Genomic DNA, 22,612 nt, shown 5'->3' on the forward strand with positions numbered 1-22,612 from the left:
TCAGGGTAGCTGCGTTTATGGCCGTGCCTCCGGCACGGCGGCTCGGCCGCCTTCAGCCTGTGTCTTCCCTCGTCGCTCCGGCCGCTCCGCGACCTGCGTTCCTCAGTCCAGACACAGGCGCGGCCGAGCATTTGGGTCCGACTCTTGACGACCATGTGCCGCGCAAGTTAAATCAAGGATCGAAATAAGGTGTTGATTTACGGCATGTCGTAAGTCGCGTCTGTTGGACCTTCACCCCCCGCTTCCGCTGTGGAGACACGCATGAGAGGTCTGTCCCGAACTGCCGCCTTATTCACCGCATCCGCGGTGGTGGCGGCCCTGATCACCCTTCCTGCCACGCCTGCCTTCGCCGACACCCTGGTGTCGCAGGGCAAGCCCGCCACCGCCTCCTCCGTCGAGAACGCCGGCATGGCCGCCGGCAACGCCGTCGACGGCGACACCGGCACCCGCTGGTCCAGCCTGGCCACCGCCGACCAGTGGGTCCAGGTCGACCTGGGGTCCTCGATCCCGCTGACCCGGGTCGTCCTGAACTGGGAGGCCGCGTACGCGACCGCGTACAAGGTGCAGGGCTCCCAGAACGGAACCACGTGGACCGACCTGCGATCCGTCACCGGAGGTGACGGCGGGGTCGACACCTGGGACATCACCGGCAGCGCCCGCTATGTCCGCATGCTCGGCATCACCCGCGCCACCGGCTGGGGCTACTCCCTCTGGGAATTCCAGGTGTACGGCGAGCCCGGCGGCACCACCGACCCCTGCCCGGCCGCCAACGCCGCGCTGAACAAGCCCAGCAGCGCCTCCTCCGTCCAGAACGCGGGCTTCCCCGCCTCTTCAGCGTTCGACGGCAACAACGGCACCCGGTGGTCCAGCGCGGCCAGCGACCCGCAGTGGGTGCAGGTGGACCTCGGCTCCACCCAGACCATCTGCGCCATCGACCTGCGCTGGGAAGCCGCGTACGCGAGCGCCTTCAAGCTCCAGGTCTCCGCCAACGGCGCCGACCCCTGGACCGACCTGAAGTCGGTCACCGGGGCGACCGGCGGCGTGCAGTCCCACGCCGTCAGCGGCTCAGGCCGCTACGTCCGGATGCTCGGCACCGCCCGCGGCACCGGCTACGGCCACTCGCTCTGGGAGTTCGCGGTGCGCACCACGACCACCCCGACAGACCCGATCCCCGGCGGCGGCTCGCTCGGCCCGAACGTGCACGTCATCGACCCGTCGATGTCCAGCGCCACCATCCAGAGCGCCCTCGACACCGTCTTCACCCAGCAGGAATCCGCCCAGTTCGGCACCGGACGGCACGCGTTCCTGTTCAAGCCCGGCACCTACAACGTCAACGCCCGGGTCGGCTTCTACACCTCGATCGTGGGCCTCGGCCAGAACCCCGGCGACGTCGTCATCAACGGCGGCGTGACCGTGGACGCGGGCTGGTTCGGCGGCAACGCCACCCAGAACTTCTGGCGCTCCACCGAGAACCTGGCAGTGCAGCCCACCGGCGGCGAGAACCGCTGGGCCGTCTCCCAGGCCGCGCCGTTCCGCCGCATGCACATCCGCGGCAACCTCAACCTGGCGCCCACCGGGTACGGCTGGGCCAGCGGCGGCTACATCGCGGACAGCAAGATCGACGGCTCGGTCGGGCCGTACTCCCAGCAGCAGTGGTACACCCGGGACAGCACCATCGGCGGCTGGGTCAACGGCGTCTGGAACATGGTCTTCTCCGGCGTCGCCGGCGCGCCCGCCAACTCCTTCCCCGAGCCGGTCTACACCACGCTGCAGAACACCCCGATCAGCCGGGAGAAGCCGTACCTCTACGTGGACGGCGGCGGCAACTACCGGGTCTTCGTCCCCGCCCTGCGCACCAACGCACGCGGCCACAGCTGGGCCAACGGCCCCACCGCCGGCACCTCGCTCCCGCTGACCGACTTCTACGTCGCCAAGCCCACCGACACCGCGGCCACCATCAACGCGGCACTCGCCCAGGGCCTCAACCTGCTCCTCACCCCCGGCATCTATCGCACCAACGCCCCCATCAACATCAACCGGGCGAACACCGTGGTCCTCGGCCTCGGCCTGGCGACCATCATCCCCGAGAACGCAGCCACCGCGATCAAGGTCGCCGACGTGGACGGCGTCAAGCTGGCCGGCTTCCTCATCGACGCGGGCCCGCAGAAGTCCGACGTGCTCATCGAGGTCGGCCCCGCCGGCTCGAGCGCCGACCACGCCGCCAACCCCACCACCCTGCAGGACGTCTTCGTCCGCATCGGCGGCGCCTTCGCCGGCAACGCCACCACCAGCCTGGTGATCAACAGCGATGACGTCATCATCGACCACACCTGGCTCTGGCGCGGCGACCACGGCGAGGGCATCGGCTGGAACGTCAACACCGCCGAAACCGGCATGATCGTGAACGGCGACGACGTCCTCGCGACCGGCCTGTTCGTCGAACACTTCCGCAAGTACGACGTCGAGTGGTACGGCGAGCGCGGCCGCACCATCTTCTTCCAGAACGAGAAGGCCTACGACCCGCCCAACCAGGCCGCCTACATGAACGGCACCGTCAAGGGCTGGGCCGCCTACAAGGTCGGCCCGAACGTGAACGTGCACGAGGGCTGGGGCATGGGCAGCTACTGCTACTTCAACGTCGACCCCACCATCGAGGTCGACCGCGTCTTCGAAACCCCCATCAAACCCGGCGTCAAATTCCACAGCCTCCTCTCGGTCTCCCTAGGCGGCAACGGCCGAATCAACCACGTCATCAACGACACCGGCGCCCCCGCCTTCGGCACCGCCACCATCCCCTCCAAGGTCGTCTCCTACCCGTGACCCATCCCTAACCCAGGAACCGGCCGCCTCCCAGCCCTCTGGGGCCGCAAAGCCCGGCCGGTTCCCAACCACCACCGCACAAACCGGTTCCCCTCCCTACTCCCCAGGGCGGGGAACCGGATGGTTCCTACGGCCACGCGGTTGTGATTCGTGCGGGTGATCACGGCGACACGGGGCCGGGCGGAGCCCGGAATCAAACAAAGGGTGGGCGGGTGGGACAAACACGGCAACCATCGTCATCCCTCTCCCAGCTCCTCGAAGAGCGTCAACTGCAGTCCCGCTTCCCCTTCAAGCCGCGCATTCAGCGAACCCCACGGCGTCCGCGTCGGCGCCGCGATCACCTGCGCCCCCGCCTCGGCCAGTTCCGCCGTCACCCGCGCGGCATCGCCCACCTCAAGAGCCACCCGGATATGCCCGGCGACCCGCCGCCCCACCTCAACCCGATCGATGAACTCCGCCTGCCGCGCGTCGACCAACTCCAACGTCGCCCGCCCCGCGTCCAGCAACCGAACCCGCCCATCCTCCGACGAGAAGTCAGCCAACTCAGGCAACCCCAACACATCCCGATAAAACCGCAACGCCCTCTCGTAGTCGTCCGCGGTCACAACCAGCCGAAGCTCACGCACACCCATACCGGGATAGTAGACAGAGGCCCTCCGCCCCTTCGTGCTCCAACCTCCCAAACCACCGGCAGATCCACCACCGCAACAGCGGCAGACCCACCACTCGTGGTGCGGCAGATCCACCACGATCATGGCGGCAGATCCACCACCATGACTACGGCGAGACCACCACCGATCTAGCGGCAGATCCACCACGGTTGTGCTAGAGAGGCCTATATTTAGGCGGTGGACATCGATGAGTTGACCGTCTTCCCCCGCCGCGCGGAGGCCATGGCGATGGAAGCCCTCGCCGACACCCGCGTCGTCGTCATCAATGGAGCACGACAGGTAGGCAAGAGCACGCTCGCGAAGGCCATCGTTCAGCGATCACCTGGTTCTCGTGAGATCTACTTGGACCAAGCGGCGGTTCGCGCGGCCGCCCGCCGGGATCCGGACGGAATCGTCTACCACAACGGGCTCACCCTCATCGACGAGATCCAGCGTGTGCCCGATCTCCTGCTCTCCATCAAGCGAGAAGTCGACGCCGATCCCCGACCGGGTCGTTTCCTGCTGACAGGTTCGGCGCGTCTTCTGGGCCTTCGCGACCTCCCCGACGCCCTCCCAGGTCGCACGGAGACCATCGAACTCTGGCCGCTCTCCCAAGGGGAGATCGAGCGTTGTCCCGATGGATTCATTGACGCCGCATTCCACGAGGGTCCGGATCTCCGAGTCCCAAAATCCCGGCTTCGCCGAGCCGACTACGTCGATCGGGCGCTCACAGGCGGCTACCCAGAGGCCGTCCACCGCTCGACACACCGGAGGCGAGCCCGATTCTTCGAGTCGTATATCACCGATTTGATCAATCGGGATGTGAAGCAGGTGGCCGACATTGAGCGGCCATCAGATATGCGGCGTTTGCTGAACGTCCTATGCGGTCGCATGGGAGGTCTGTTGGTCATCGACCACCTCAGCAACGACCTCGGGCTCCCCCGCACGACAGTGAAGCGCTACTTCGATCTACTCGACCTGATCTACGTGGTGAGACGGATTCCGGCCTGGTCCGCCAACGCCACCACCCGCGCTGTGGCAACCCCGAAACTTCTGGCGGTCGATACGGGCCTAGGTGCTCACCTCTCCGGTCTCACGCCAGCCCGCGCGGCAGGAATCACCGCCCCGATCGGCCCACTCCTGGAGAATTTCGCTCTAAGTGAGTTGGCCCGCCAACTGACCTGGGCAGAAGAGCCCGTCCACCTCTACCACTACCGAACCCGCGACAATATCGAAGTCGACGCTATCCTCGAACGGGCATCCGGCGAGATCATCGGCATCGAAGTCAAGGCAGCCGAAACTGTCCGAGCAGACGACTTCAGGGGCCTCCGTCACCTGGCGGACAGGGTGGGCGACCGCCTCATCGCCGGTTTCGTCCTCTACTCAGGCCAGGAAAAACTTCCATTCGGCGACCGGATGCGCGCGCTCCCGATGTCTGCCCTGTGGGAGGTCGCTCCCTGAACCGGTGAGTCGTTGATCACCTCTCCTTGGAAGGGGGCGACAACGTCGGAGGCAAGATCAGCACTTCATTGCATAACCTGCAACATAGCTTGCGGGTTATGCAAGTTCCCAGGTCAAGGGGGATGGCTACGTGCCGGAGTCAGCGGGGGCGGAGTTTATTGTGCTGGGGGTGGGCCGGGGCTCGAGCTTGTTGCGGCGCAATGCTGATTCGACCTGGAGGAATGCTCGGAAGAATATGACGCACGGCTTTCCTGATCGTTTGTAGCCGAGGGCGAGGTCTTCGGCGGCGCGCCGGAGTGGGGTGCCCTTGAGGCGGAGGGCGGCGGCCTTCTCGACCTTGCCGGTGGCCTTGCCGCGCCAGAAGGCGGCCATGTCCAGAAGACAGTTCTTTCTGTCGGCGTCGTCGGCCATGATGGACGCTTCGCAGGCGAGGAGAATGGCCGCCTGGTAGGCCGCGTTCGCGTCGCCCATGCCGGCCCGGCGGAGAATCGCGGCGCCGCTCCTGCCCCAGGCTCGGGGCATCCGAAACTGGACAGACGGAATTCGTTCTACCCGTACTTCCTGGATGGTGGGTTCGAGGATGTCTCCGGGTGTCCAGCGTGGCGAACTGACGTACCCCAGGGAGCCGCCTGTTTCGAGTTTGGCCGCTTTCCAGAGGCTGCCGAACTCCGCCATCAACTCCCTCGCCGGCGGAACCTCGAGCTCGTTCGCAACCGCGAGACGATGGCACGCGGCCACGAAGGTGTGAAAGAACTGCCAGTCCGGGAGCTTACGAAACTTGCCGCTCAGGATCTCGGACACGGTTGAGGTGGGAAGGCGTTTCCATGCGATGTGGATTCTGGCCCCCTGCTGCTCCTCGATGAGATCGTTGGCGACCTGCTCGACCATCTGCAGGGTCGGATGGCCCGCGTCGAGATGGAGGCTCCTGGACCTCTCAAGTAAGTGATCTACATGACACCGACTTGCGCTCGCTTCACTCATGAGCAAGATCCGTTTCAGGACTACGGTCAGACGGCACGCAAAAGGACATCGGGCACGTTTAGCCCTTGCCCACCAGGAGTCACACCGGTAACTCCGGTGCAAATGTCAGGCTAGTGGGGCTTGGCACGCCCTGCACCGATAATTCCTGATTCTGGGTTTACTACCGCCCTAGGGGCAATCGGTGCCAAAAGTCCGCATGCATCCGAAGCCGTCCGGATCCATCCGGATATGTCCGGCGACGTTCGCACTTGTCCGTCGGCAGCGATTGTTGTCCGGAGTTCGGTCGATCCGTGGACTCAACCGGCACACGATGGTAGAAAGATCGCCCAGTTGCTCACCGCGACGATCTGAGAATAATTCTCTTTCGCAACGAATACAATGCGACGACGTCACATGGCATTCGCGCGGTTCCGGGCATCGCTACAACCTGATCCGACGAAGTGAGCGTGCGAAATTGTCGCGACTGACGTCCTTGACCATTGCGGGCCTGATCTCCATTATCCTCGCGCTGTGCTGCTACATCGTGAGCGTCGCGTCCGGCATGGCCCCCTCCGCGGCGGTCCTCACCGCGGGCGGCGCGTTCCTGGCCGTGGCCACTCTCACCGTCCTGATCCTCGAATACCTCCGCTAGACCACGATCACCTCCGGGAGGGCCTGCCATGATCAGCACAGAACTCCGGCTGTCGGATGTGTACCCGCACCTCACCGCCAACATCGTCGCCCTGCTCGCGCCCGACCCGCTGGCGGCCACCGTCGACGCATTGCCGTACCTGGGCAGATGCACCTGCACACCCACCTGCGTCAACCTCCTCACCGCGCCCCCGGGCTCGGCCGGATGCGACCTGATCGAACTGGAACGCGGCGACGAGCCCGTCATCTGGCTCAACCTCAACCCGTCAAGAACCGCGATCGTCGACATCGAAGTGCTCGACCCTCGCGAATTGACGACCACCCGCCCGGTAGCGCAGTCGACGGTTGTCTCATAAAGCCCTGACCGGATGGCGTTTTCATACTTTGGGCCGGTCCGGAGTGGGGCGAGTTTTCGTACCATGATGGCGTGGTTTCCCTTCTTCGTTCTGTGTGGGATGAGCCTCGTCCTCCCAATCCCCCGCGGCGGGTGTGGCGGGACTGGGCGCTCGTGGGCGTGCTGGTGCCGATCGCCGTGCTCGAAGGGGTTCTGCGGAAAGATCTTCCGTGGCCGGTCATTTCGGTGATCCTCACCGCCGGGCTGGTGCCCACCCTGTTGTGGCGCCGGACCAGACCGCTGCTGATGGTTGTGATCGCCTTCGGCGTCCCCAGCGTGGCCCAGCTACTGGCGGGCAGCGACTCATTAGAGACGAACACGATGGTGTATCTGCTGCTCCTGGTGTACGCGTTGGTCCGGTGGGGGTCCGGGCGCGAGGCGGTGATCGGGCTGACAGTCGTTCTCGCCAAGGCCTCCTTCTCGCTGGCCTCCACCTACACCGCCACCGGCATCGCCGACGTGATCGGCGGAAGCACCGTCCTGCTTCTGGGCATCGCCCTCGGAGCGGCGTTCCGGTATCGGGCCGGGGCGAGGATGCGTGAGCTCGATCAGGTCAAGTTGCTCGAACGGGAGCAGCTGGCGCGTGAGCTGCATGACACCGTCGCGCATCACGTCTCAGCCATGGCGATCCGGGCTCAGGCGGGCCTCGCGACGGCGGCGGCGCAGCCGAACGCGGCGACCGAGGCGCTGCAGGTGATCGAGGCGGAGGCGTCGCGTGCCCTCGCCGAGATGCGCAGCATGGTTCGGGTGCTCCGCCGCGACCAACCGGCTGACCTGACGCCGGGGCGACGCATCGCCGATGTCGAGCAGTTCGCGAGCCGGGGGCGGGCGGGGCCGTCCGTCGAGGTGGAGATTCTCGGCGACGTCGACGACGTCCCGCCGTCGGTCGGGGCCGCGATCTACCGCCTCGCCCAGGAGTCGATCACCAACGCCCGGCGCCACGCGCGCCACGCGACGCGCGTGGAGGTCCGCGTCGCCGCGGACGAGACGTCTGTACGCCTTCGGGTGAGCGACGACGGCGAGACCAGCCAGATTCGCCAGCAGGGATACGGGATCATCGGCATGGTGGAACGCGCTGACCTGCTCGGCGGCACCTGCGTGGCGGGTCCGAACCCGGATCGAGGGTGGACCGTGACCGCCGTCCTGCCGCGTGCCGGGGCGGCCACATGAGCATCCGGGTGATCGTCGCCGACGACCAGGAGATCGTCAGGACGGGGCTCGTGATGATACTCAACGCTCAGCCGGACATCGAGGTCATCGGCGAGGCGGCCGACGGGCGGCGAGCCGTCGAACTCGCCCGCCGCCTGCGTCCCGACGTGTGCCTGTTCGACATCCGGATGCCCTCCGTCGACGGCATTCAGGCCACCCGCTCGCTCGCCGGGCCGGGCGTGGAGGATCCGCTCGCGGTCGTCGTCATCACCACGTTCGACCTCGATGAGTACGTCTACGCCGCGCTTCGGGCCGGAGCCCGGGGTTTCCTGCTCAAGGACGCCGGAACCGCGCTGCTCTCCCAGGCCGTGCACGCCGCCGCAAACGGCGACGCGCTCATCGCCCCGAGCGTCACCGCTCGCCTGTTAGGGGCATTCGCCCGCTCCGGGCCCGCAGAACCGGCGATTCGGCCGGTCGAGGAGCTCACGGAGCGGGAGGAACAGATTCTCGTCACGGTGGCACGCGGGCGGACCAACAGCGAGATCGCCGACGAGCTTTACATCTCGCTCAGCACGGTCAAATCTCACATCACCAGCCTTATGGCCAAGCTCGGCGTCCGCAACCGCGTGGAGATCGCCATCTGGGCGTACGAGACCAACCGGGTCAGGAACGGATGATCCATTCGGCCACGGCGAGGTTGATCACCCAGGCGGCGCCCAGGAGCAGCGTTCGGGTGAGCCCGGTAGGCGTGCCGACGATCAGCATCGCGGGCAGGTGGATCAACGCCTGGGAGCCCGCGCCCTGGCCGATCGCGTAACCGCGGATCATCCAGGCGCGGTGCCGGGTGATGTCCCGCCGCCGGATGGCGGCCAGGCCGAGGAGGATGCACGCCGCCATTGCCGTACCGAACACAATCCGGAAAACGGAAAGGAGACCCTCATCACCGGCCGGGACGGGATAGAACAGGGTCATCCACAGGCCTGTGAGCGCGGCGAGGAGTCCGCACACGATCAGCACGCGGCCGGCGGCGCGGTGCCAGCCAGGTCTGCGGCGGCGGAACCTGGGGACGAACTGGAAGGCCCCCAGAATGCAGTATGTGGTGGCGCCGACGATGTGCAGCATCACGGGCAGCGGTGCCGCGAAGAACCGCGCGTTCTCCGGCGTGATCGCCGCGCCTCCCGTCAGCTCGGTGAGGCGGACGGCGCCCGCGACTACTGGGACGAAACTGAGCATGATCAGCGCAGCTGGCACGAGCCATTCCGACCGCGCTGCCCGCTGGCCGCTTTGGTGTGTCATGACCTGATCGTGACGGCTGAGGCGGTGCCGGTTCATCGACAGAACAGCCGGAGCTGAGCTGGCCGATCATCCACTAAACGGGCGTACTTTCGGCTGATGAGCCTTTCGCGAGACTTTTCTACGCTCGGGGGAGATTAGTGGATTAGGAGAATGCGATGAAGGCGTTCGTTCTGCGCTCGTACGGCCCACCCAACGTCCTGGATCTCACCGACATCGACAAGCCGGTCCCGCGCGATGACGAGGTACTGGTCCGGGTGGTGGCCACCTCCGTCAATCCGTACGACTGGCATAACATGCGCGGCGAGCCGTACCTCGCGCGTCTGATGCCGGGCGGGCTCGGGCTGCGCACCCCGAAGCTCGGCATCCTGGGTGTGGACATCGCGGGAAATGTCGAGGCGGTCGGCAAAGACGTGACGGAGTTCCGCCCCGGCGACGAGGTGTTCGCGATGCTCTTAGAGGGCGGCTTCGCCGACTACGTGTGCGTACGGGAAAGTGAGCTGGCGCCGAAGCCGAAGAACCTGTCGTACGAGCAGGCCGCGGCCGTGCCGATGGCCGCCAACACCGCCCTGATCGGCCTGCGCGACGTGGGACGGCTCCAGCCGGGACAGCAGGTCCTGATCAACGGAGCTTCGGGGGGCGTGGGAACGTTCGCGGTGCAGATCGCCCGAGCCTTGGGCGGGGAGGTCACCGGCGTCTGCAGCACGAGGAACGTGGACCTGGTCCGCTCCCTTGGCGCGAGCGACGTCATCGACTACACCCGCGCGGATTTCACGCGAAATGGGCGCCGCTACGACCTCCTGCTGGACGTCGCGGGAGGCCGGTCGATGTCGGCGTGCCGACGGGCGCTGACGCGTAAGGGCGCCCGCGTCATCGTCGGCGGACAGTCCGGCCGATGGATACGACCGATGGGAAGCATGATGTCGGCGGTCGCGCTATCGGGGTTCACCTCCCAGCGCGCGGCCCTGGCGGACGTGGTCCGATGCACGGAGAACAAGCAGAACCTGATAGCGCTCACCGAGTTCATCGAAAGCGGAAAGATCACCCCGGTCATCGACCGGCGTTACCCGTTCGAGGAGATCCCGGCGGCCATCAGCTATCTGGAAAAGGGGCACGCCCCAGGAAAGGTCGTCATCGCGGTCTGAGGCCGGGGGGCCAGAACACCAAACGGAATGCCGCTGCTGCTCGTGGCGCCGGTGCGGCGAGAACCACCACCAGCGTTAACGGCGCCGGGTAACGGTGAGCATTGTGTTAGCTCCGTCAGGAACAGGTGCCCTTCTTCGTGAGCCGGCCGCCGATGACCTTGTTGTCGCACGCGATGGTGTTGCCGCCCACGGTGTCGTTGATGCCGACGCCCTTGCCACCGGCAAGATCGATCCTGTTCTTGCGGAAGACGTTGCCGGTGCCCCAGCCATCGATGATCTCGTGCGTCTGGAAGCCGTCCTGCGGTGTCGTCTTTCCGGAGTTGCCCTCGATCAGGTAGTTGTTGCCCTTGACGTCGACCCAGGAGTCGTTGACGTCATCCCCAACGAGCGCGGACCCGTCGAAGATGTTGCCGACGATTCGGCCCCCGCTGGTGCCTTCCTTGATGTCGATGGCTTCGGCCGTGGCCCGGATCACGTTTCCGCGCACCAGGTTTCTGTCGCTCTGGTCCATCCGCCCGCCGGTGTACTTGCTCCAGTTGGATTCCGCCGACCCGAGATAGACGCCCTCACCGAACTTCGCGCGGCGCAGGCCGGTGTTGTAGATCCTGCTGTACTGCACGATGTTGCCGGTGCTGAAATTGCGCAGATGGATTGCCTCGTCGCCGATGTTATGCACGGTGAGGCCCTGGATGATCGAGGCACGGGTCCGGTCGGCCATGACGCCCTTCTGGCTGTTCTGGACGGAGAAGCCCACCAGCCGCCAGTAGCTCACCTTGTTGAGGTGGAAGCCGTACCCGTTCTTGATGCCGCCGCCGTCCAGAACGGATTTGGCGGTGCCGCACAGGAAGATCGGCTTCGCCTTCGTGCCCGACTTCTGGGCGACGAACTTGCCCTTGTAGATGCCCGGACGCAGTTGGATGACGTCGCCCGCCCGGGCCGATTTAATCGCCTGCTGGAGCGCGGAGGAGTTGCCGACGATCTTGGTGGGCTGCGGGCAGCGTACCTTGCCGGGTCCCGAAGGCACGCGCGCGAGCGGTGCGGAAGCGGACACCGACGCCATCCTTAAAAGCTCGCTGTCGCCGTCCCCAATGCTCGTCACCGCACCGGCCGCCAAGCAGACTCCCGCGGCCATGACCAGCGAGCCAACCTTGATATCAACCTTCATCATTGATCTCCCTATGGTGTTGGACAGCGAAAGAAAATTCTTGAATAACATTCGAAGTCGTGGCCGGCTTCCTTCACAAGGCTCAATCCTCACAGCCGCTCGTTGTCCGAATCAGGGCTGTTGCGACTCTGTTGCGAAAATGCCACAAAAGCCTCAGGGTCATCTAGTGGCGGGCCCCTGTCGGGGAACAACGCACATCAGGATTTATCCGTAGTGAGACAGGCTGGGCATTATACCCCATCACGCCGGGCACTGCCTGCACGGGTCCCGATCGCGTGATCACCAAAGCCGGATGAGCCCAAGATTCGAGCATCGCTGACACATTGACACTTTTTCACCGACTCTTTTCCGGTACGGGAATTTAACGTCGGCGTTGCGTTGTGAGGTGGCTCGCGGCAACTGTAAGCATCATACCGGTCTCGTCGGCTTGCTCACCGGACAAGTAGGTCCCATTCGGACCTACGCGTCAGCCGCGACCAAGAATCACATTCCGAAAGGAACGGTATATGCCCACGTCTATTCTCCGGACAAAAACCCCGGCCGCTACCGCCCGGCTGAAGGCACGTCATGCGGCGAGGAGAATGGCGATGCGTGGCTTCCTTTCGATAGCTCTGGTCACCACCTCGGCCCCGGCGACGGCCAGCGCCGATAACGACAGATACGAACAGTGCGGACCACACCGCTTCTACAAGTTCGGCCAGCGCACGCCGAGAAACTTCTTCATCCCCCGCACTCGCTTCGTCGACGGCCCTGGCGGCTCGATGAAGGTGTCGGTCCTACGAGAATACGAAGTGCTCGCTTACATCGAATTCGAGAACGAACGCCAAACGTCCATCACCGCCAAAGACGTGATCCGCCACCTCCGGGATCTGGAACGCCCCCGCGTCGAAGTCCGACACAGGATCTTCACCGGCCACGAATACACCCGAAAGATCAGCAAAGGCATGTACGGCAACACCTGGTACCGCGTCTTCGGCTACCGCATCGGCTGGTCAGCCTGGTCGGTACTCGGCACATGCCGCCACGTCAAGATCGCCAGCGGAATAGCCAACGTACCCGCCAGAATGGAAGGCTGGCACTACTGGGAAACCAAACACCCGTTCTACAAGAAACCTGAGGAAACAGCCCGCCCGGAACAGCCCAAGGCTGACGAACAGCCCTCAGGGGAGGACCAGGCATCGGCTACGGCGCCTCCCCAGAAGCCGGTCCCGAAGCCCAGTCACTCTCCTATGGCAGCGATTCCCACAAGACAGCCGGCGTCCACGGGCACGAAGAGCCCCACATCACAGGTACCTTTCGAGTGACAGGGCATTTCGTTCCCATAGCGGACAGGCTCAGTACCCGGGGAAGACCTTCCGCAAATCGTCCAGGGTTACCCCGCCGCCAGTGACCTCCACCCCTGCCGGAGTGTGCTCCGGAGCGTGACGCCCAACGACCAGACGCAGCCACCACTCCGCCGGGGCGGTGAGAACCGCGTCCGGCGCATCCGGAACATCGACGATGGCCACCGCCTCACGAATATCGAGCCCGAAGGACCGCTCTGGCGAGGTGATGTGCACGGCCACGGTCGCCTGCCCCCCACCGAGCCCCGCGGGCTTGCCGGCAAAGCCGAGAACGGACCCAACACGATCCACCAGCAACTCGACGGTCTCCGGGTTCAGCGTCGCCCCCGGATCCAACGCGACCTTGACATCCCAGGTGTGGTGGGCGACCTCACTGAGCCGCATGGCGCCAAAAGAACCCACGTCCACCGGCTCAGACGGAAACCAGAGTTGAACGCGAACGTCCCCCCTCGTCTGCGGATCCAGCTCCTCGAAGCGGCGCACCAGCGCCTCATTCGCCCCGACGAACCCCTCGGCCCGCTCAACGCGGGACATCGCGTCCCACCGCCCCCACACCCCCTGAATGAACTCCCTGCCGAGAGCACCGCTCCCCTGCACCGCCCCCTCAAGCGCCGCGAGGTTGATCTCCGCACCACTCCCCAGGTGACTCAGCACCTGCGAAACATCCCACTCCGCCGCCCCCGACTGCCGAGCGAGATCCTCCTCACTAAACCCACGCACCAGCCCAGCGAGCTCATCGAACTCCGAACGCAGCGCCTTAATCGTCTGATCCGTCAGATCGGTCATCCTGCTCTCCTGTCCACCGGTTCGATCTCATCAACGCCGAACACCAACAACGCCACGGATCATCCCAAATTCACCGGGCTGCTAAGAGTAAGATCCGCGACCCCGAACACGCCTGGGTTCAGTGCGGAAATGCCCTGGGGGAGCGTGGGGTGATCTCCGCGCGGAAGCTCTGGATGATCGAACTGATCTGGCGCATCAGGGTGGTGCCTTCGAGGCGGTCCAGGTAGAGCGAGCGGCGAGCCAGCCCGTCGGCGTCTACGGTGAAGTAGATGGTCATGAGGGGATTGATGAACAGTTCGCTGCCGCTGGTACGAGCAGTGAAGTGCGCGTCGCCGATCTGGCCGTGTAAGGCAGCCGCGATCGACCCGTTGACGATGCTCGGACGAGCCGGCGTCTCGGCTTGGGCGTACGCGACGGCGTCCAGGTAGAGCTCGGATTCCCGGCTGGCGCGTGGGATGGAAAACGCACCCAGATACGCTCCGTCGCGGTCTAAAGCCGCCAGATTCTCCAGCACCTGGACATGGTTGACGCCATGGTAGGCATCCACGCCGAACCCAAGGCAGGCGACGATCTTCTCCCTCACCTCAAGGCCGTGTACGGCGGCCAGGCTGGCCATATCCTCCTCCGGAGTGCCCAACCCCGCCTCGTCGCCGCGCAGCAAGATGTCGGTTCCACCATCGACCAGGACGACGGCGTCGATGTCCAGCCGTTCCACCAGCACCTGGTAGGCGGCACGAAGCGGACTCACGCCGACCTTGGGGAATGCGTACACGGTGGAAGGCAGGTCGTGGGCTTTGAGCCAGCGAGCAAGCGAACGTTCTGGGAAATACCAGTCCCGGGTCGCCGTATCCGGGCCGATCGCGGCCACATCCTGCTCCAGCCAGACCTCGAGATCCAGCCCGTGCAGCCGGCTGAACGACAAATTGGCCAGATGCACCTGCTTGCCGAGCTCCCAAAGCGCCACCGCGAGCGGAAGCCCGGCGTACACATCGAAGCCTCCCCCGGCTCCGGCCACCAGTACGCGTTGAGCCTGCTTGAGCCGGGTGAACAGTGGAGGCTCGTGCAACGAGAACATTCCGGGAACCTACCAAGGGACAGGGCGTCGTTAGGCTGAGCCTGTGACGCCGAAAACCGGACGGGTGACAGCATTGCGCGCGGACGCCGCGCGCAATCGTGCCCGGGTGTTGCAGGTCGCTCGCGAGCAGCTGGCCGCGGGCGACGACTCGCTCCAGCTGAACGCCATCGCCCGGCTCGCGGGAGTCGGCGTCGGGACGGTATACCGACATTTCCCCAACCGGCACGCGCTGCTGGAAGCGCTGTCGGTGGAACGCTTCCAGCAACTCGTCAGCGAAGCGCAGGCCGCGGCGGCCGACGAAAATGCCCTCACCGGTCTGCACCGTTTGCTGCGTTTCGCCCTCGGACGCGCGCTGGACGATGCCGGATTCGCGGCTGTGCTGGAATCCGCCAGCGACGCCGAGGCACGAACCTCGGTGATGAAGGCCGAACTTGAGCGCGCCGTCACGGACCTGCTTGATCGTGCCCGCCACGCCGGCGTCGTCCGACATGACATCGAAGCGGACGACGTCCGCCGCCTACTCTGCGGCATCGTGCATGCAGTCCACACCGGCGACGGAAACCCCAAATACGCCGAGCTCTACCTCAACGTCCTCCTCGAGGGCCTGCGCCCCCCACGCTGAAACCGGATAACTATCCGATTGTGGTACGGTACGCCCATGGAACCGGATAGTCATCCGCTTAGGAAGGGGAAGCCATGAGCCAACGCGCGGTGGTGACGGCGGGAACCGGAGGAATCGGCCTCGAAACCGCGATAGGCCTGGCCGCGGCCGGTTACGCCGTTACCGTGGTCGGCCGAAACGCCGAGCGCGGCACCCATGCGGTCCAGCGGATCAGCGCGATGGGAGCAGAGGCGAGGTTCGTCGCGGCCGACCTCGCATCGCTCGATGCCGTACGAGCCCTGGCCGCCCAACTGTCGGCGGAGGGCCCACTGCACGTCCTAATCAACAACGTCGGAGCAATGTTCGCGGACCGGCAACAGACAACCGACCAGATCGAGGCGACATTCGCCGTCAACCACCTCTCCCCATACCTACTCACCGAACTACTGCTGGAACCGCTCCGGGCCGGAAGCCCAAGCCGGATCGTGAACGTCACCTCCGGCTCGGTCCGCGTCGCCAAGCGCACCTTCGACGCCGTCGAACCACCGGGCGGCTACTACGGCTTCCACTGGTACGGCCGCGCAAAGCTCGCCAACCTCGCCTACACCCTGGACCTGGCCGAACGACTACGCGGCACCGGCATCTCGGTCTTCGCAGCCGACCCCGGCGGCGCCGCCACCACCATGACCAACGGCACCATGCGCTCCCCCAAGATCGTCTCCCCCGCCCTACGCCTACTCTGGCCCCTAGTCCGCCGAACCTTCGAACGCGCCACCTCCGGCCCCGCCTCAGCAGCCGCCCGCCCCTCACTCCTCGCCGCAACCGACCCCTCACTCAACAACCAAACCGGCCTAGTCATCGGCCCCAACGCCCACCCCACCCCACCCTTCCGCCCCAGCCTCGACCCCCAAACGATCCAGGCCGTCCTCAAACTCAGCCAACAATTGGCCCCACTCACCCAAGCCCTGCAGTGAACCCCCGGCGTCGGGTCCGTCTCTCTGTGAACGAAGCCTCTCCACCAGGCGTCGTAAGAGTGAACGGAGGGAGCGGATTATGCGCAGCGTATTCGTCTCAGGGATGACCGTGCTCGGGCTGGCGTGCGTACCGGCCATGCCAGCGGCCGGTGTGGCTCACCAGGGCGAGGGGGCCGCGTCGGCGTGGAAGTTGACCAGGGTAAACACGCTGCCCGGGGATGACGTCCTCAATGATGTGACCGTTTTGGGCAACGGCTCGGTGTGGGCGGCTGGTCATCGGGTTGTGAACGGGCAGCAGCGAGGTCTGGTTCAGTGGTTCGACGGCGGGTCCTGGAAAGTGATCCCGAACAGCCCGCCCTACGAGCTGAACGCCGTAACAGCCACCTCCAACAGGAACGTGTGGGTCTTCGGTAACGGCAAGGCCGCGCGGTGGAACGGCCGGACGTGGACCAGCACCTCACTGGGCAGCAGCTTCTCGGCAAGCGACGCCGACGGAACGGGCACGAAGGACATCTGGGCGGTCGCCGGATCCGCAGCCTCAGCGAGGCACTGGAACGGGTCCTCGTGGAAGAGTTTCCAACTGCCGGGCCGCGCAAGCACCGTCGACGCGTACAAGACCGGTGACGTTTGGGCAGCCGGAACCAAAGGCAACCGCCCCGCGGTCATGCGGTGGAACGGGAAGTCCTGGGCACTGGTGCCCACACCCGCCCTCAAACTTCCCGCTCCTGACGCCATCGCGTCCATCATCGACATCGCGGTGCTGGGCCCACGCAACGTGTGGGCCGTCGGCGGCGTCACCTGGGAGGGGGCCAACGACGAGGGCGACGATGTGACCTTCACCCGCACCCTGCTGATGCGCTGGAACGGCAACTCCTGGATCGCCACGATCGGTGCCACCAACGCACAGCCGTACACAAAGGTGGAACCCGACGGCAAGGGCGGCGTGTGGGTCGTGCAGAGCCACTGGAACTCCACCCTGTGGCACATCAGAGGTTCGGCTTGGACAAGCACCCCGCTCCCCCGCAAGGCCGGTACCGACGCCGTACTGTTCTCAATCGCGCGCAGACCGGGAACGGCGGCGGTATGGGGGGCAGGCTTCACGGTGCCACAGGGCGACCCCGACGACCCCTCGGCCAACGGCACCTTCTGGCGCACCCTGTGACCAACTGATCAAGGGCCAGGATCTAGCTATCTCCGCAGGTCTACACCTCGCCAGACGGTCCCACCGGGCAGGCCACGCCCGTCCCAACCCGTGCAAGATTGTGTAACCCATCGCTGGCATCCTGTCAGCCATGTCACACGATGATCTGATCCAGCGCATTCGAGAGCGGGCCTGGGACCCAGCACGCCGACATGACCTGGTCTACGTCCCCCTGGACTGGCTCAAGCGTGAATATGGTGACAACATCACAAATCGCATTAACAGCTACAAGTCACGGGTCCCGCCCGGCGAATCTTATTGGAGCCCAGAGCCTCAGGACCATCTCCTAGATGCGGCCTTGGAGGCCGGGGCTCCCGAAGCCGCCAGGTACTTCAGCGATGCTCCACACGAGCCCCCATACCCACCGATCTCCCACGCGGAACTGCTGGCCTGTGAGAAGCGCATCGGCCACGAAATACCCGAACTCCTTCGCAGGGTCTATACCGAGGTGAGCAACGGCGGCTTCGGTCCCTCCTATGATCTCCTGGGTCTTCCGCCCGGTGGCCACCGGGAATACGAGATCGGTCTGGACGCGCTCGAGACATACGAAGAACAACCAGAGGTCAGCAACATACTGGGGTTCCCTCTCGTGGCCGCTGGATGCTCGATGTACTGGTATATGTCGCTCACTCAACCCGGCAACCCCGTCTGCCTCTGGGATGACGACGGATGGGACCATGAGGAGCAGTCACCTGAGGTGGGAATCGTGACCATCGCCCCATCACTAGCCCAGTGGTTCGACGACTGGGTCAACGGATACAACTGGTTCGGCCATCCCCCTATCCCAAATGAAGGCACCAGCGAAGAGTCATCTATCTGGGACGCGCTGTACTAGATCCCGTACTGATCCAGCGGTGGCCATGTCGGCCAGCCGCACGAGCGGCCGCCCGTCTTTCCTACAGCTCGAGCAACAGTAGCTTTGAGGCGATGTTTAGTTCAAGTAGTCAAGTTCCGGGTAGGATGTCTAGATGAAGACATCATCGCAACACTCCCCAATCTACGACACACCCCCCTTGACTACCGAGGATCGCGGAGTCCTGGCCGAGATCCACCAGATGCGCAAGAGACTTCGCCATGTGCTGCGAACGCCCAAGCGTTGGGAAGGCGGCTTGCGTCGATCCGCTCTGGCCCGAGCCATCCGAGGATCCAACAGCATCGAAGGCTATCGAGTCGCCGAAGACGACGCCGCTGCGGCTCTCGATGATGACGAGCCAATCGGTGCTGATCAACGAACCTTTCTGGAGATCCAGGGCTACCGTCACGCTCTGGGCTACGTGCTGGCAATGGGTGAGGAGGACTATTCAACCTTCGACGCCACCGAGATTCGCGCAATGCACTACATGATGCTGAGGCACGAACCGGCGAAGTCACCCGGCCGCTACCGCAAAGGCCCGGTCTTCGTACATGATGAACGTTCGGATCTGGTGGTATACGAGGGTCCCGATGCCGCCGATGTGCCTGCACTCATGGATGCGCTCGTCGAAAGCCTGCATTCGAAACCAGAGGTCGATCCTGTGGTGCGCTCCGCGATGGCCCACCTGAATCTGGTGATGATTCACCCCTTCCGCGATGGGAACGGGCGCATGGCTCGCGCCCTCGCCACATCCGTCCTCACAAGATCGGACATCGGCGAACCCGAATTCTCGAGCATCGAAGAGTGGCTTGGGGCAAACACTGATGATTATTACGCCGCCCTGGCGCTCACCGGCTGCGGTTCATGGCGGCCTCGTGATGATGCGCATCTTTGGATCTCATTCAATCTACGTGCTCACCACATGCAGGCCCAGACTGTGGCTCAACGAGTGCAGGAGGCTGGAACCACCTGGACCGAACTCGACGCCCTCATCGCAGAGCACGCGCTCCCCGAACGCGCGATCGATGCCATGTTCGAGGCCGTGTTGGGCTACCGGGTACGGCGCGCCAGCTATCTGAAGCGCACTGGCGTCGAGGACCAGACCGCTACTCGCGACCTGGCAGCTCTTGCCGGCGCCGGACTCCTTGTTCCACACGGCAATGGAAGAGGACGCTTCTATACAGCTGGCAAGCCGCTTCAGCTAATACGAGAGAGCCGTCGAGCAAGGCGCGAGCCACTCTCCGATCCATACCCGTGGATGCGTCCACGCCTTGCCGAAGCACCATAAGCCTTGCCGGGTGGGACAGAGACCCGGGATGGCGATCTACTCGTCTGAGGCCGCGGCCAATCCGACCGGACAAGTCACCCCAACCTAACGACGTCTCTCCCAGGTCACGCCTCACCGGACGTCAGACCGATAGGACACGCGACGCCGGTCCCGCCGATGCCGCAGTAGCCGTTGGGGTTTTTTTCGAGGTACTGCTGGTGGTAGTTCTCGGCGTAGTAGAAGTCGGGGGCGGGGGCTATTTCGGTGGTGATGGTGTTGTAGTCCGCGTTGGTGAGGACGGATTGGTAGGCGTCCTTGGAGGCTTGGGCGGACTTTTCCTGGGCGGGGGTGTGGGTGTAGATGGCGGAGCGGTACTGGGTGCCGACGTCGTTGCCCTGGCGCATGCCCTGGGTGGGGTCGTGGGATTCCCAGAAGACCTTGAGGAGTTCCTCGTAGGAGACGCGGGTGGGGTCGTAGACGACGCGGACGGCTTCGGTGTGGCCGGTGCGGCCGGAGCAGACCTCTTCGTAGGTGGGGTTGGGGGTGTAGCCGCCCTGGTAGCCGACGGCGGTGGTGATGACGCCGGGGGTCTGCCAGAACTTGCGTTCGGCGCCCCAGAAGCAGCCGAGGCCGAAGTCGGCTATTTCGGAGCCTGGGGGATACGGGGGTGCCAGGGGGGCGTCCAGGACCAGGTGGCGGGGTGCTACCGGCATGCTGGTGGAGCGGCCGGGGAGTGCGTCCTGGGGGGTGATCATGGTGATCTTGTTGGTGCCGAAGATCCAGCCCATTGGGGTCCTCCTTAGGTCCTACGGGGGAAACCGTGGCACCCGGCGGTTTGTTCCATGGGTTAGCCGTGCTTAAGAGTCATAGGAGGTTTGCTTATTTGTGGTAAAGGTCGTAAGCAGTCAAACTGGGTCACATGCCTGAAACACGTCGGGGTCTTTGGTATGGGGTTGCGGCCTATGCCATGTGGGGGCTCTTTCCGCTCTACTGGCCGCTGCTGAAGCCGTCCTCGGCGGTGGAGATCCTGGCGCATCGGATGGTGTGGTCGCTCGTGGCGGTGGTGGCCGTCCTGCTGGTACGGCGCCACTGGACATGGATCCGCCAGCTGACGAAACGCCAGCTGGCCCTGCTCACCCTCGCGGCCATACTGATCTCCGCAAACTGGGGAACCTACATCTACGCCGTCAACACCGGACATGTGGTGGAAAGCGCGCTCGGATACTTCATCAGCCCGCTCGTCAACATCCTGTTCGGCGTGGTCGTGTTCCGGGAACGGCTGCGCCGCTGGCAGTGGGTGGCCGTCGGTCTCGGCAGCTTCGCGGTGGTCATCCTGACCGTGGCGTACGGCCGCCTGCCCTGGATCGCGCTGACCCTGGCCTTCAGCTTCGGCCTGTACGGCCTGCTCAAGAAGTCCGCCAACGTGGGCGCGGCCGAGAGCCTGACGGTGGAGACCGTGGTCCTGCTGGTCCCCGCACTCGCCTACCTGGCGATGCTCGGCGAGGAGAACACCTTCGGGACACAGGGCACCGGGCACGCCCTGCTGCTGGTGGGAGGAGGCATTGTCACGGCGGTGCCGTTGCTGGCGTTCACGGCGGCGGCGATCCGGGTCCCGATGAGCATCGTCGGCATGCTGCAGTACATCGCGCCCGTGCTCCAGTTCCTCGTCGGCGTGCTGATCGCCCACGAATCGATGCCCGCCAGCCGCTGGGCGGGATTCCTGGTCGTCTGGCTGGCGCTGTGCGTCTTCACCTGGGACAGCCTGCGCAACGGCCTCGCGCCCGCCGCGCGGGTCGAGCGCGAGCTGGTCCCGGTCGGTCAGCCGGAGCGTTCGACCACGTAGTCGCACAGGCTGATCAGGGCGGTTCTGGCCGGGATGTCGGGCAAGCCCTCCAGCTCCGACTTGCCACGATCCGCCCAGCGCAGCAACTCCCCCCGTGCCTGCTTGAGAGCTTCGCTGTCGCGCAGCAATAACAGCGCCTCATCCACGTCGGACTCGGCCACGGGAGCGGAAATCAGCGCCCGCAGCCGGGCTTCCGCGGGCGAGGTCGACCCCAGGGCGTACAACACGGGCAGGGTACGGATCCCCTCCCGCAAATCGGTCCCCGGCGTCTTGCCGGAGCCGAGCGTGTCGGAGGCCACGTCGATCAGGTCGTCGCCAAGCTGCCACGCCACCCCGATGGCCTCGCAAGCGGCGGTCACCCGGGTGATGACGTCGTCGGAGGCACCCGACAGCAGCGCCCCGAAGCGGCCAGAAGTGGCGATCAGGGAGCCGGTCTTGTCGGCGAGAACGCTCAGGTAGTGGGCGATGGGATCGACACCGGCGGCCGGGCCGATGGTCTCCCTGATCTGGCCGCGAACCAGCCGGGAGAAGGTCCTGGCCTGGATGCGCACGGCCTCAGGACCCAGATCGGCGAGAAGGTCGGCCGCCTGCGCGAACAGGTAGTCCCCGGTGAGGATGGCGACGGTGTTGTTCCACCGCGCGTTGGCCGAAGCCGAACCCCGGCGTACGACGGCCTCATCCATCACATCGTCGTGATAGAGCGTCGCCAGATGGGTGAGCTCCATCACCACCGCCCCCGGCACGACCCCCGCGGACGCGGGATCGCCGAACTGGGCGGCGAGCAGCACCAGCATGGCCCGGAACCGTTTGCCCCCGGCCTCGATGAGATGCTTGGACGCCTCCGTGACGAAGGCGTCCTCGCTCTCCACGCAGGTCCGCAGCAGGCGCTCCACCGCGGCCAGGCCGGTGACCAGCTCCTCGGCCAGCCGCTCGTCCACAACAGGCAGATCAACAACGGGCGGCGCGGCCATGGGTAAAGCT

General features: G+C 65.2%; 22 protein-coding genes and 1 pseudogene. 15 read left to right on the forward strand and 8 right to left on the reverse strand.

Going from position 1 to position 22,612, the window contains the following annotated elements; all coding sequences use genetic code 11:
* Positions 1-261: 261 nt before the first annotated feature.
* Positions 262-2,820, forward strand: a complete 2,559-nt coding sequence (locus tag Aple_RS55860) for a discoidin domain-containing protein (RefSeq protein ID WP_155350639.1) — start codon at positions 262-264, stop codon at positions 2,818-2,820.
* Positions 2,821-3,056: 236 nt separating this feature from the next.
* Here the strand turns inward: Aple_RS55860 and Aple_RS43515 are convergent, their stop codons facing one another.
* Positions 3,057-3,452, reverse strand: coding sequence for a VOC family protein (locus tag Aple_RS43515; protein ID WP_155350640.1), 396 nt, complete (start codon positions 3,450-3,452; stop codon positions 3,057-3,059).
* A gap of 267 nt (positions 3,453-3,719) precedes the next feature.
* On the opposite strand from Aple_RS43515, the pseudogene Aple_RS43520 reads away from it, so the two are divergent.
* Positions 3,720-4,559, forward strand: a pseudogene (locus Aple_RS43520) (ATP-binding protein); the annotation flags it as partial.
* Between the two features lie 51 nt (positions 4,560-4,610).
* A complete protein-coding gene (locus Aple_RS56750; RefSeq protein WP_507768333.1) occupies positions 4,611-4,931 on the forward strand; it encodes a DUF4143 domain-containing protein in 321 nt (106 codons plus the stop codon).
* Between the two features lie 126 nt (positions 4,932-5,057).
* On the opposite strand, the gene Aple_RS43525 is transcribed toward Aple_RS56750, so the two are convergent.
* The gene (locus Aple_RS43525) at positions 5,058-5,819 is read right to left on the reverse strand and encodes a hypothetical protein (RefSeq protein WP_218038808.1); all 762 of its coding nucleotides are present in this window, start codon (positions 5,817-5,819) and stop codon (positions 5,058-5,060) included.
* A 565-nt stretch (positions 5,820-6,384) separates the two neighbouring features.
* Between Aple_RS43525 and Aple_RS43530 the strand changes: the two genes are divergently transcribed.
* From Aple_RS43530 to Aple_RS43545, 4 genes are all read left to right on the forward strand, one after another.
* Positions 6,385-6,543 carry a hypothetical protein gene (locus Aple_RS43530; RefSeq protein WP_155350642.1) on the forward strand — a complete coding sequence of 53 codons (159 nt, stop codon included), beginning with the start codon at positions 6,385-6,387 and terminating at the stop codon, positions 6,541-6,543.
* Positions 6,544-6,571: 28 nt separating this feature from the next.
* Entirely contained in the window at positions 6,572-6,898 is a 327-nt protein-coding gene (locus Aple_RS43535) for a hypothetical protein (protein WP_155350643.1), read from the forward strand.
* Positions 6,899-6,969: 71 nt separating this feature from the next.
* On the forward strand, positions 6,970-8,106 hold the full coding sequence (locus Aple_RS43540; RefSeq protein ID WP_155350644.1) for a sensor histidine kinase: 1,137 nt from the start codon (positions 6,970-6,972) through the stop codon (positions 8,104-8,106).
* Complete coding sequence (locus Aple_RS43545) at positions 8,103-8,762, forward strand: response regulator (RefSeq protein ID WP_155350645.1); 660 nt, start codon at positions 8,103-8,105, stop codon at positions 8,760-8,762. The genes Aple_RS43540 and Aple_RS43545 overlap by 4 nt, the downstream gene beginning before the upstream one ends.
* Here the strand turns inward: Aple_RS43545 and Aple_RS43550 are convergent.
* Positions 8,749-9,336, reverse strand: a complete 588-nt coding sequence (locus Aple_RS43550; RefSeq protein ID WP_246265228.1) for a DUF2306 domain-containing protein — start codon at positions 9,334-9,336, stop codon at positions 8,749-8,751. The genes Aple_RS43545 and Aple_RS43550 overlap by 14 nt on opposite strands.
* Positions 9,337-9,536: 200 nt before the next feature.
* Between Aple_RS43550 and Aple_RS43555 the strand changes: the two genes are divergently transcribed.
* A complete protein-coding gene (locus Aple_RS43555; protein WP_155350647.1) occupies positions 9,537-10,523 on the forward strand; it encodes an NAD(P)-dependent alcohol dehydrogenase in 987 nt (328 codons plus the stop codon).
* 115 nt (positions 10,524-10,638) lie between these two features.
* Here the strand turns inward: Aple_RS43555 and Aple_RS43560 are convergent, their stop codons facing one another.
* Positions 10,639-11,691 carry a right-handed parallel beta-helix repeat-containing protein gene (locus Aple_RS43560; protein WP_218038809.1) on the reverse strand — a complete coding sequence of 351 codons (1,053 nt, stop codon included), beginning with the start codon at positions 11,689-11,691 and terminating at the stop codon, positions 10,639-10,641.
* 503 nt (positions 11,692-12,194) lie between these two features.
* On the opposite strand from Aple_RS43560, the gene Aple_RS43565 reads away from it, so the two are divergent.
* Positions 12,195-12,992, forward strand: coding sequence for a hypothetical protein (locus Aple_RS43565; protein WP_155350648.1), 798 nt, complete (start codon positions 12,195-12,197; stop codon positions 12,990-12,992).
* Between the two features lie 30 nt (positions 12,993-13,022).
* Here the strand turns inward: Aple_RS43565 and Aple_RS43570 are convergent, their stop codons facing one another.
* Positions 13,023-13,817: a maleylpyruvate isomerase family mycothiol-dependent enzyme gene (locus Aple_RS43570; protein ID WP_155350649.1), complete on the reverse strand. Its 795-nt coding sequence runs from the start codon at positions 13,815-13,817 to the stop codon at positions 13,023-13,025.
* A gap of 118 nt (positions 13,818-13,935) precedes the next feature.
* The gene (locus Aple_RS43575; protein ID WP_155350650.1) at positions 13,936-14,892 is read right to left on the reverse strand and encodes a DUF1152 domain-containing protein; all 957 of its coding nucleotides are present in this window, start codon (positions 14,890-14,892) and stop codon (positions 13,936-13,938) included.
* Between the two features lie 43 nt (positions 14,893-14,935).
* Between Aple_RS43575 and Aple_RS43580 the strand changes: the two genes are divergently transcribed.
* The 5 genes from Aple_RS43580 (at position 14,936) to Aple_RS43600 (ending at position 19,809) form a co-directional block, all read left to right on the forward strand.
* Positions 14,936-15,514: a TetR/AcrR family transcriptional regulator gene (locus Aple_RS43580; RefSeq protein ID WP_218038810.1), complete on the forward strand. Its 579-nt coding sequence runs from the start codon at positions 14,936-14,938 to the stop codon at positions 15,512-15,514.
* Between the two features lie 74 nt (positions 15,515-15,588).
* The gene (locus tag Aple_RS43585) at positions 15,589-16,467 is read left to right on the forward strand and encodes an SDR family NAD(P)-dependent oxidoreductase (protein WP_155350651.1); all 879 of its coding nucleotides are present in this window, start codon (positions 15,589-15,591) and stop codon (positions 16,465-16,467) included.
* Between the two features lie 79 nt (positions 16,468-16,546).
* Positions 16,547-17,629: a hypothetical protein gene (locus tag Aple_RS43590; RefSeq protein WP_155350652.1), complete on the forward strand. Its 1,083-nt coding sequence runs from the start codon at positions 16,547-16,549 to the stop codon at positions 17,627-17,629.
* A 130-nt stretch (positions 17,630-17,759) separates the two neighbouring features.
* Positions 17,760-18,503 carry an SMI1/KNR4 family protein gene (locus Aple_RS43595; protein ID WP_155350653.1) on the forward strand — a complete coding sequence of 248 codons (744 nt, stop codon included), beginning with the start codon at positions 17,760-17,762 and terminating at the stop codon, positions 18,501-18,503.
* A 133-nt stretch (positions 18,504-18,636) separates the two neighbouring features.
* Positions 18,637-19,809, forward strand: a complete 1,173-nt coding sequence (locus Aple_RS43600) for a Fic family protein (protein ID WP_155350654.1) — start codon at positions 18,637-18,639, stop codon at positions 19,807-19,809.
* 104 nt (positions 19,810-19,913) lie between these two features.
* On the opposite strand, the gene msrA is transcribed toward Aple_RS43600, so the two are convergent.
* Entirely contained in the window at positions 19,914-20,576 is a 663-nt protein-coding gene (gene msrA, locus Aple_RS43605; RefSeq protein WP_155350655.1) for a peptide-methionine (S)-S-oxide reductase MsrA, read from the reverse strand.
* 131 nt (positions 20,577-20,707) lie between these two features.
* On the opposite strand from msrA, the gene rarD reads away from it, so the two are divergent.
* Entirely contained in the window at positions 20,708-21,631 is a 924-nt protein-coding gene (rarD, locus tag Aple_RS43610; RefSeq protein ID WP_155350656.1) for an EamA family transporter RarD, read from the forward strand.
* Here the strand turns inward: rarD and Aple_RS43615 are convergent.
* Positions 21,607-22,602 carry a polyprenyl synthetase family protein gene (locus tag Aple_RS43615; RefSeq protein ID WP_155350657.1) on the reverse strand — a complete coding sequence of 332 codons (996 nt, stop codon included), beginning with the start codon at positions 22,600-22,602 and terminating at the stop codon, positions 21,607-21,609. The genes rarD and Aple_RS43615 overlap by 25 nt on opposite strands.
* Between the last annotated feature and the right edge of the window lie 10 nt (positions 22,603-22,612).

Origin of the sequence: Acrocarpospora pleiomorpha, from assembly GCF_009687885.1 — a bacterium.
In the GTDB taxonomy this organism is placed as follows: Bacteria; Actinomycetota; Actinomycetes; order Streptosporangiales; family Streptosporangiaceae; genus Acrocarpospora; species Acrocarpospora pleiomorpha.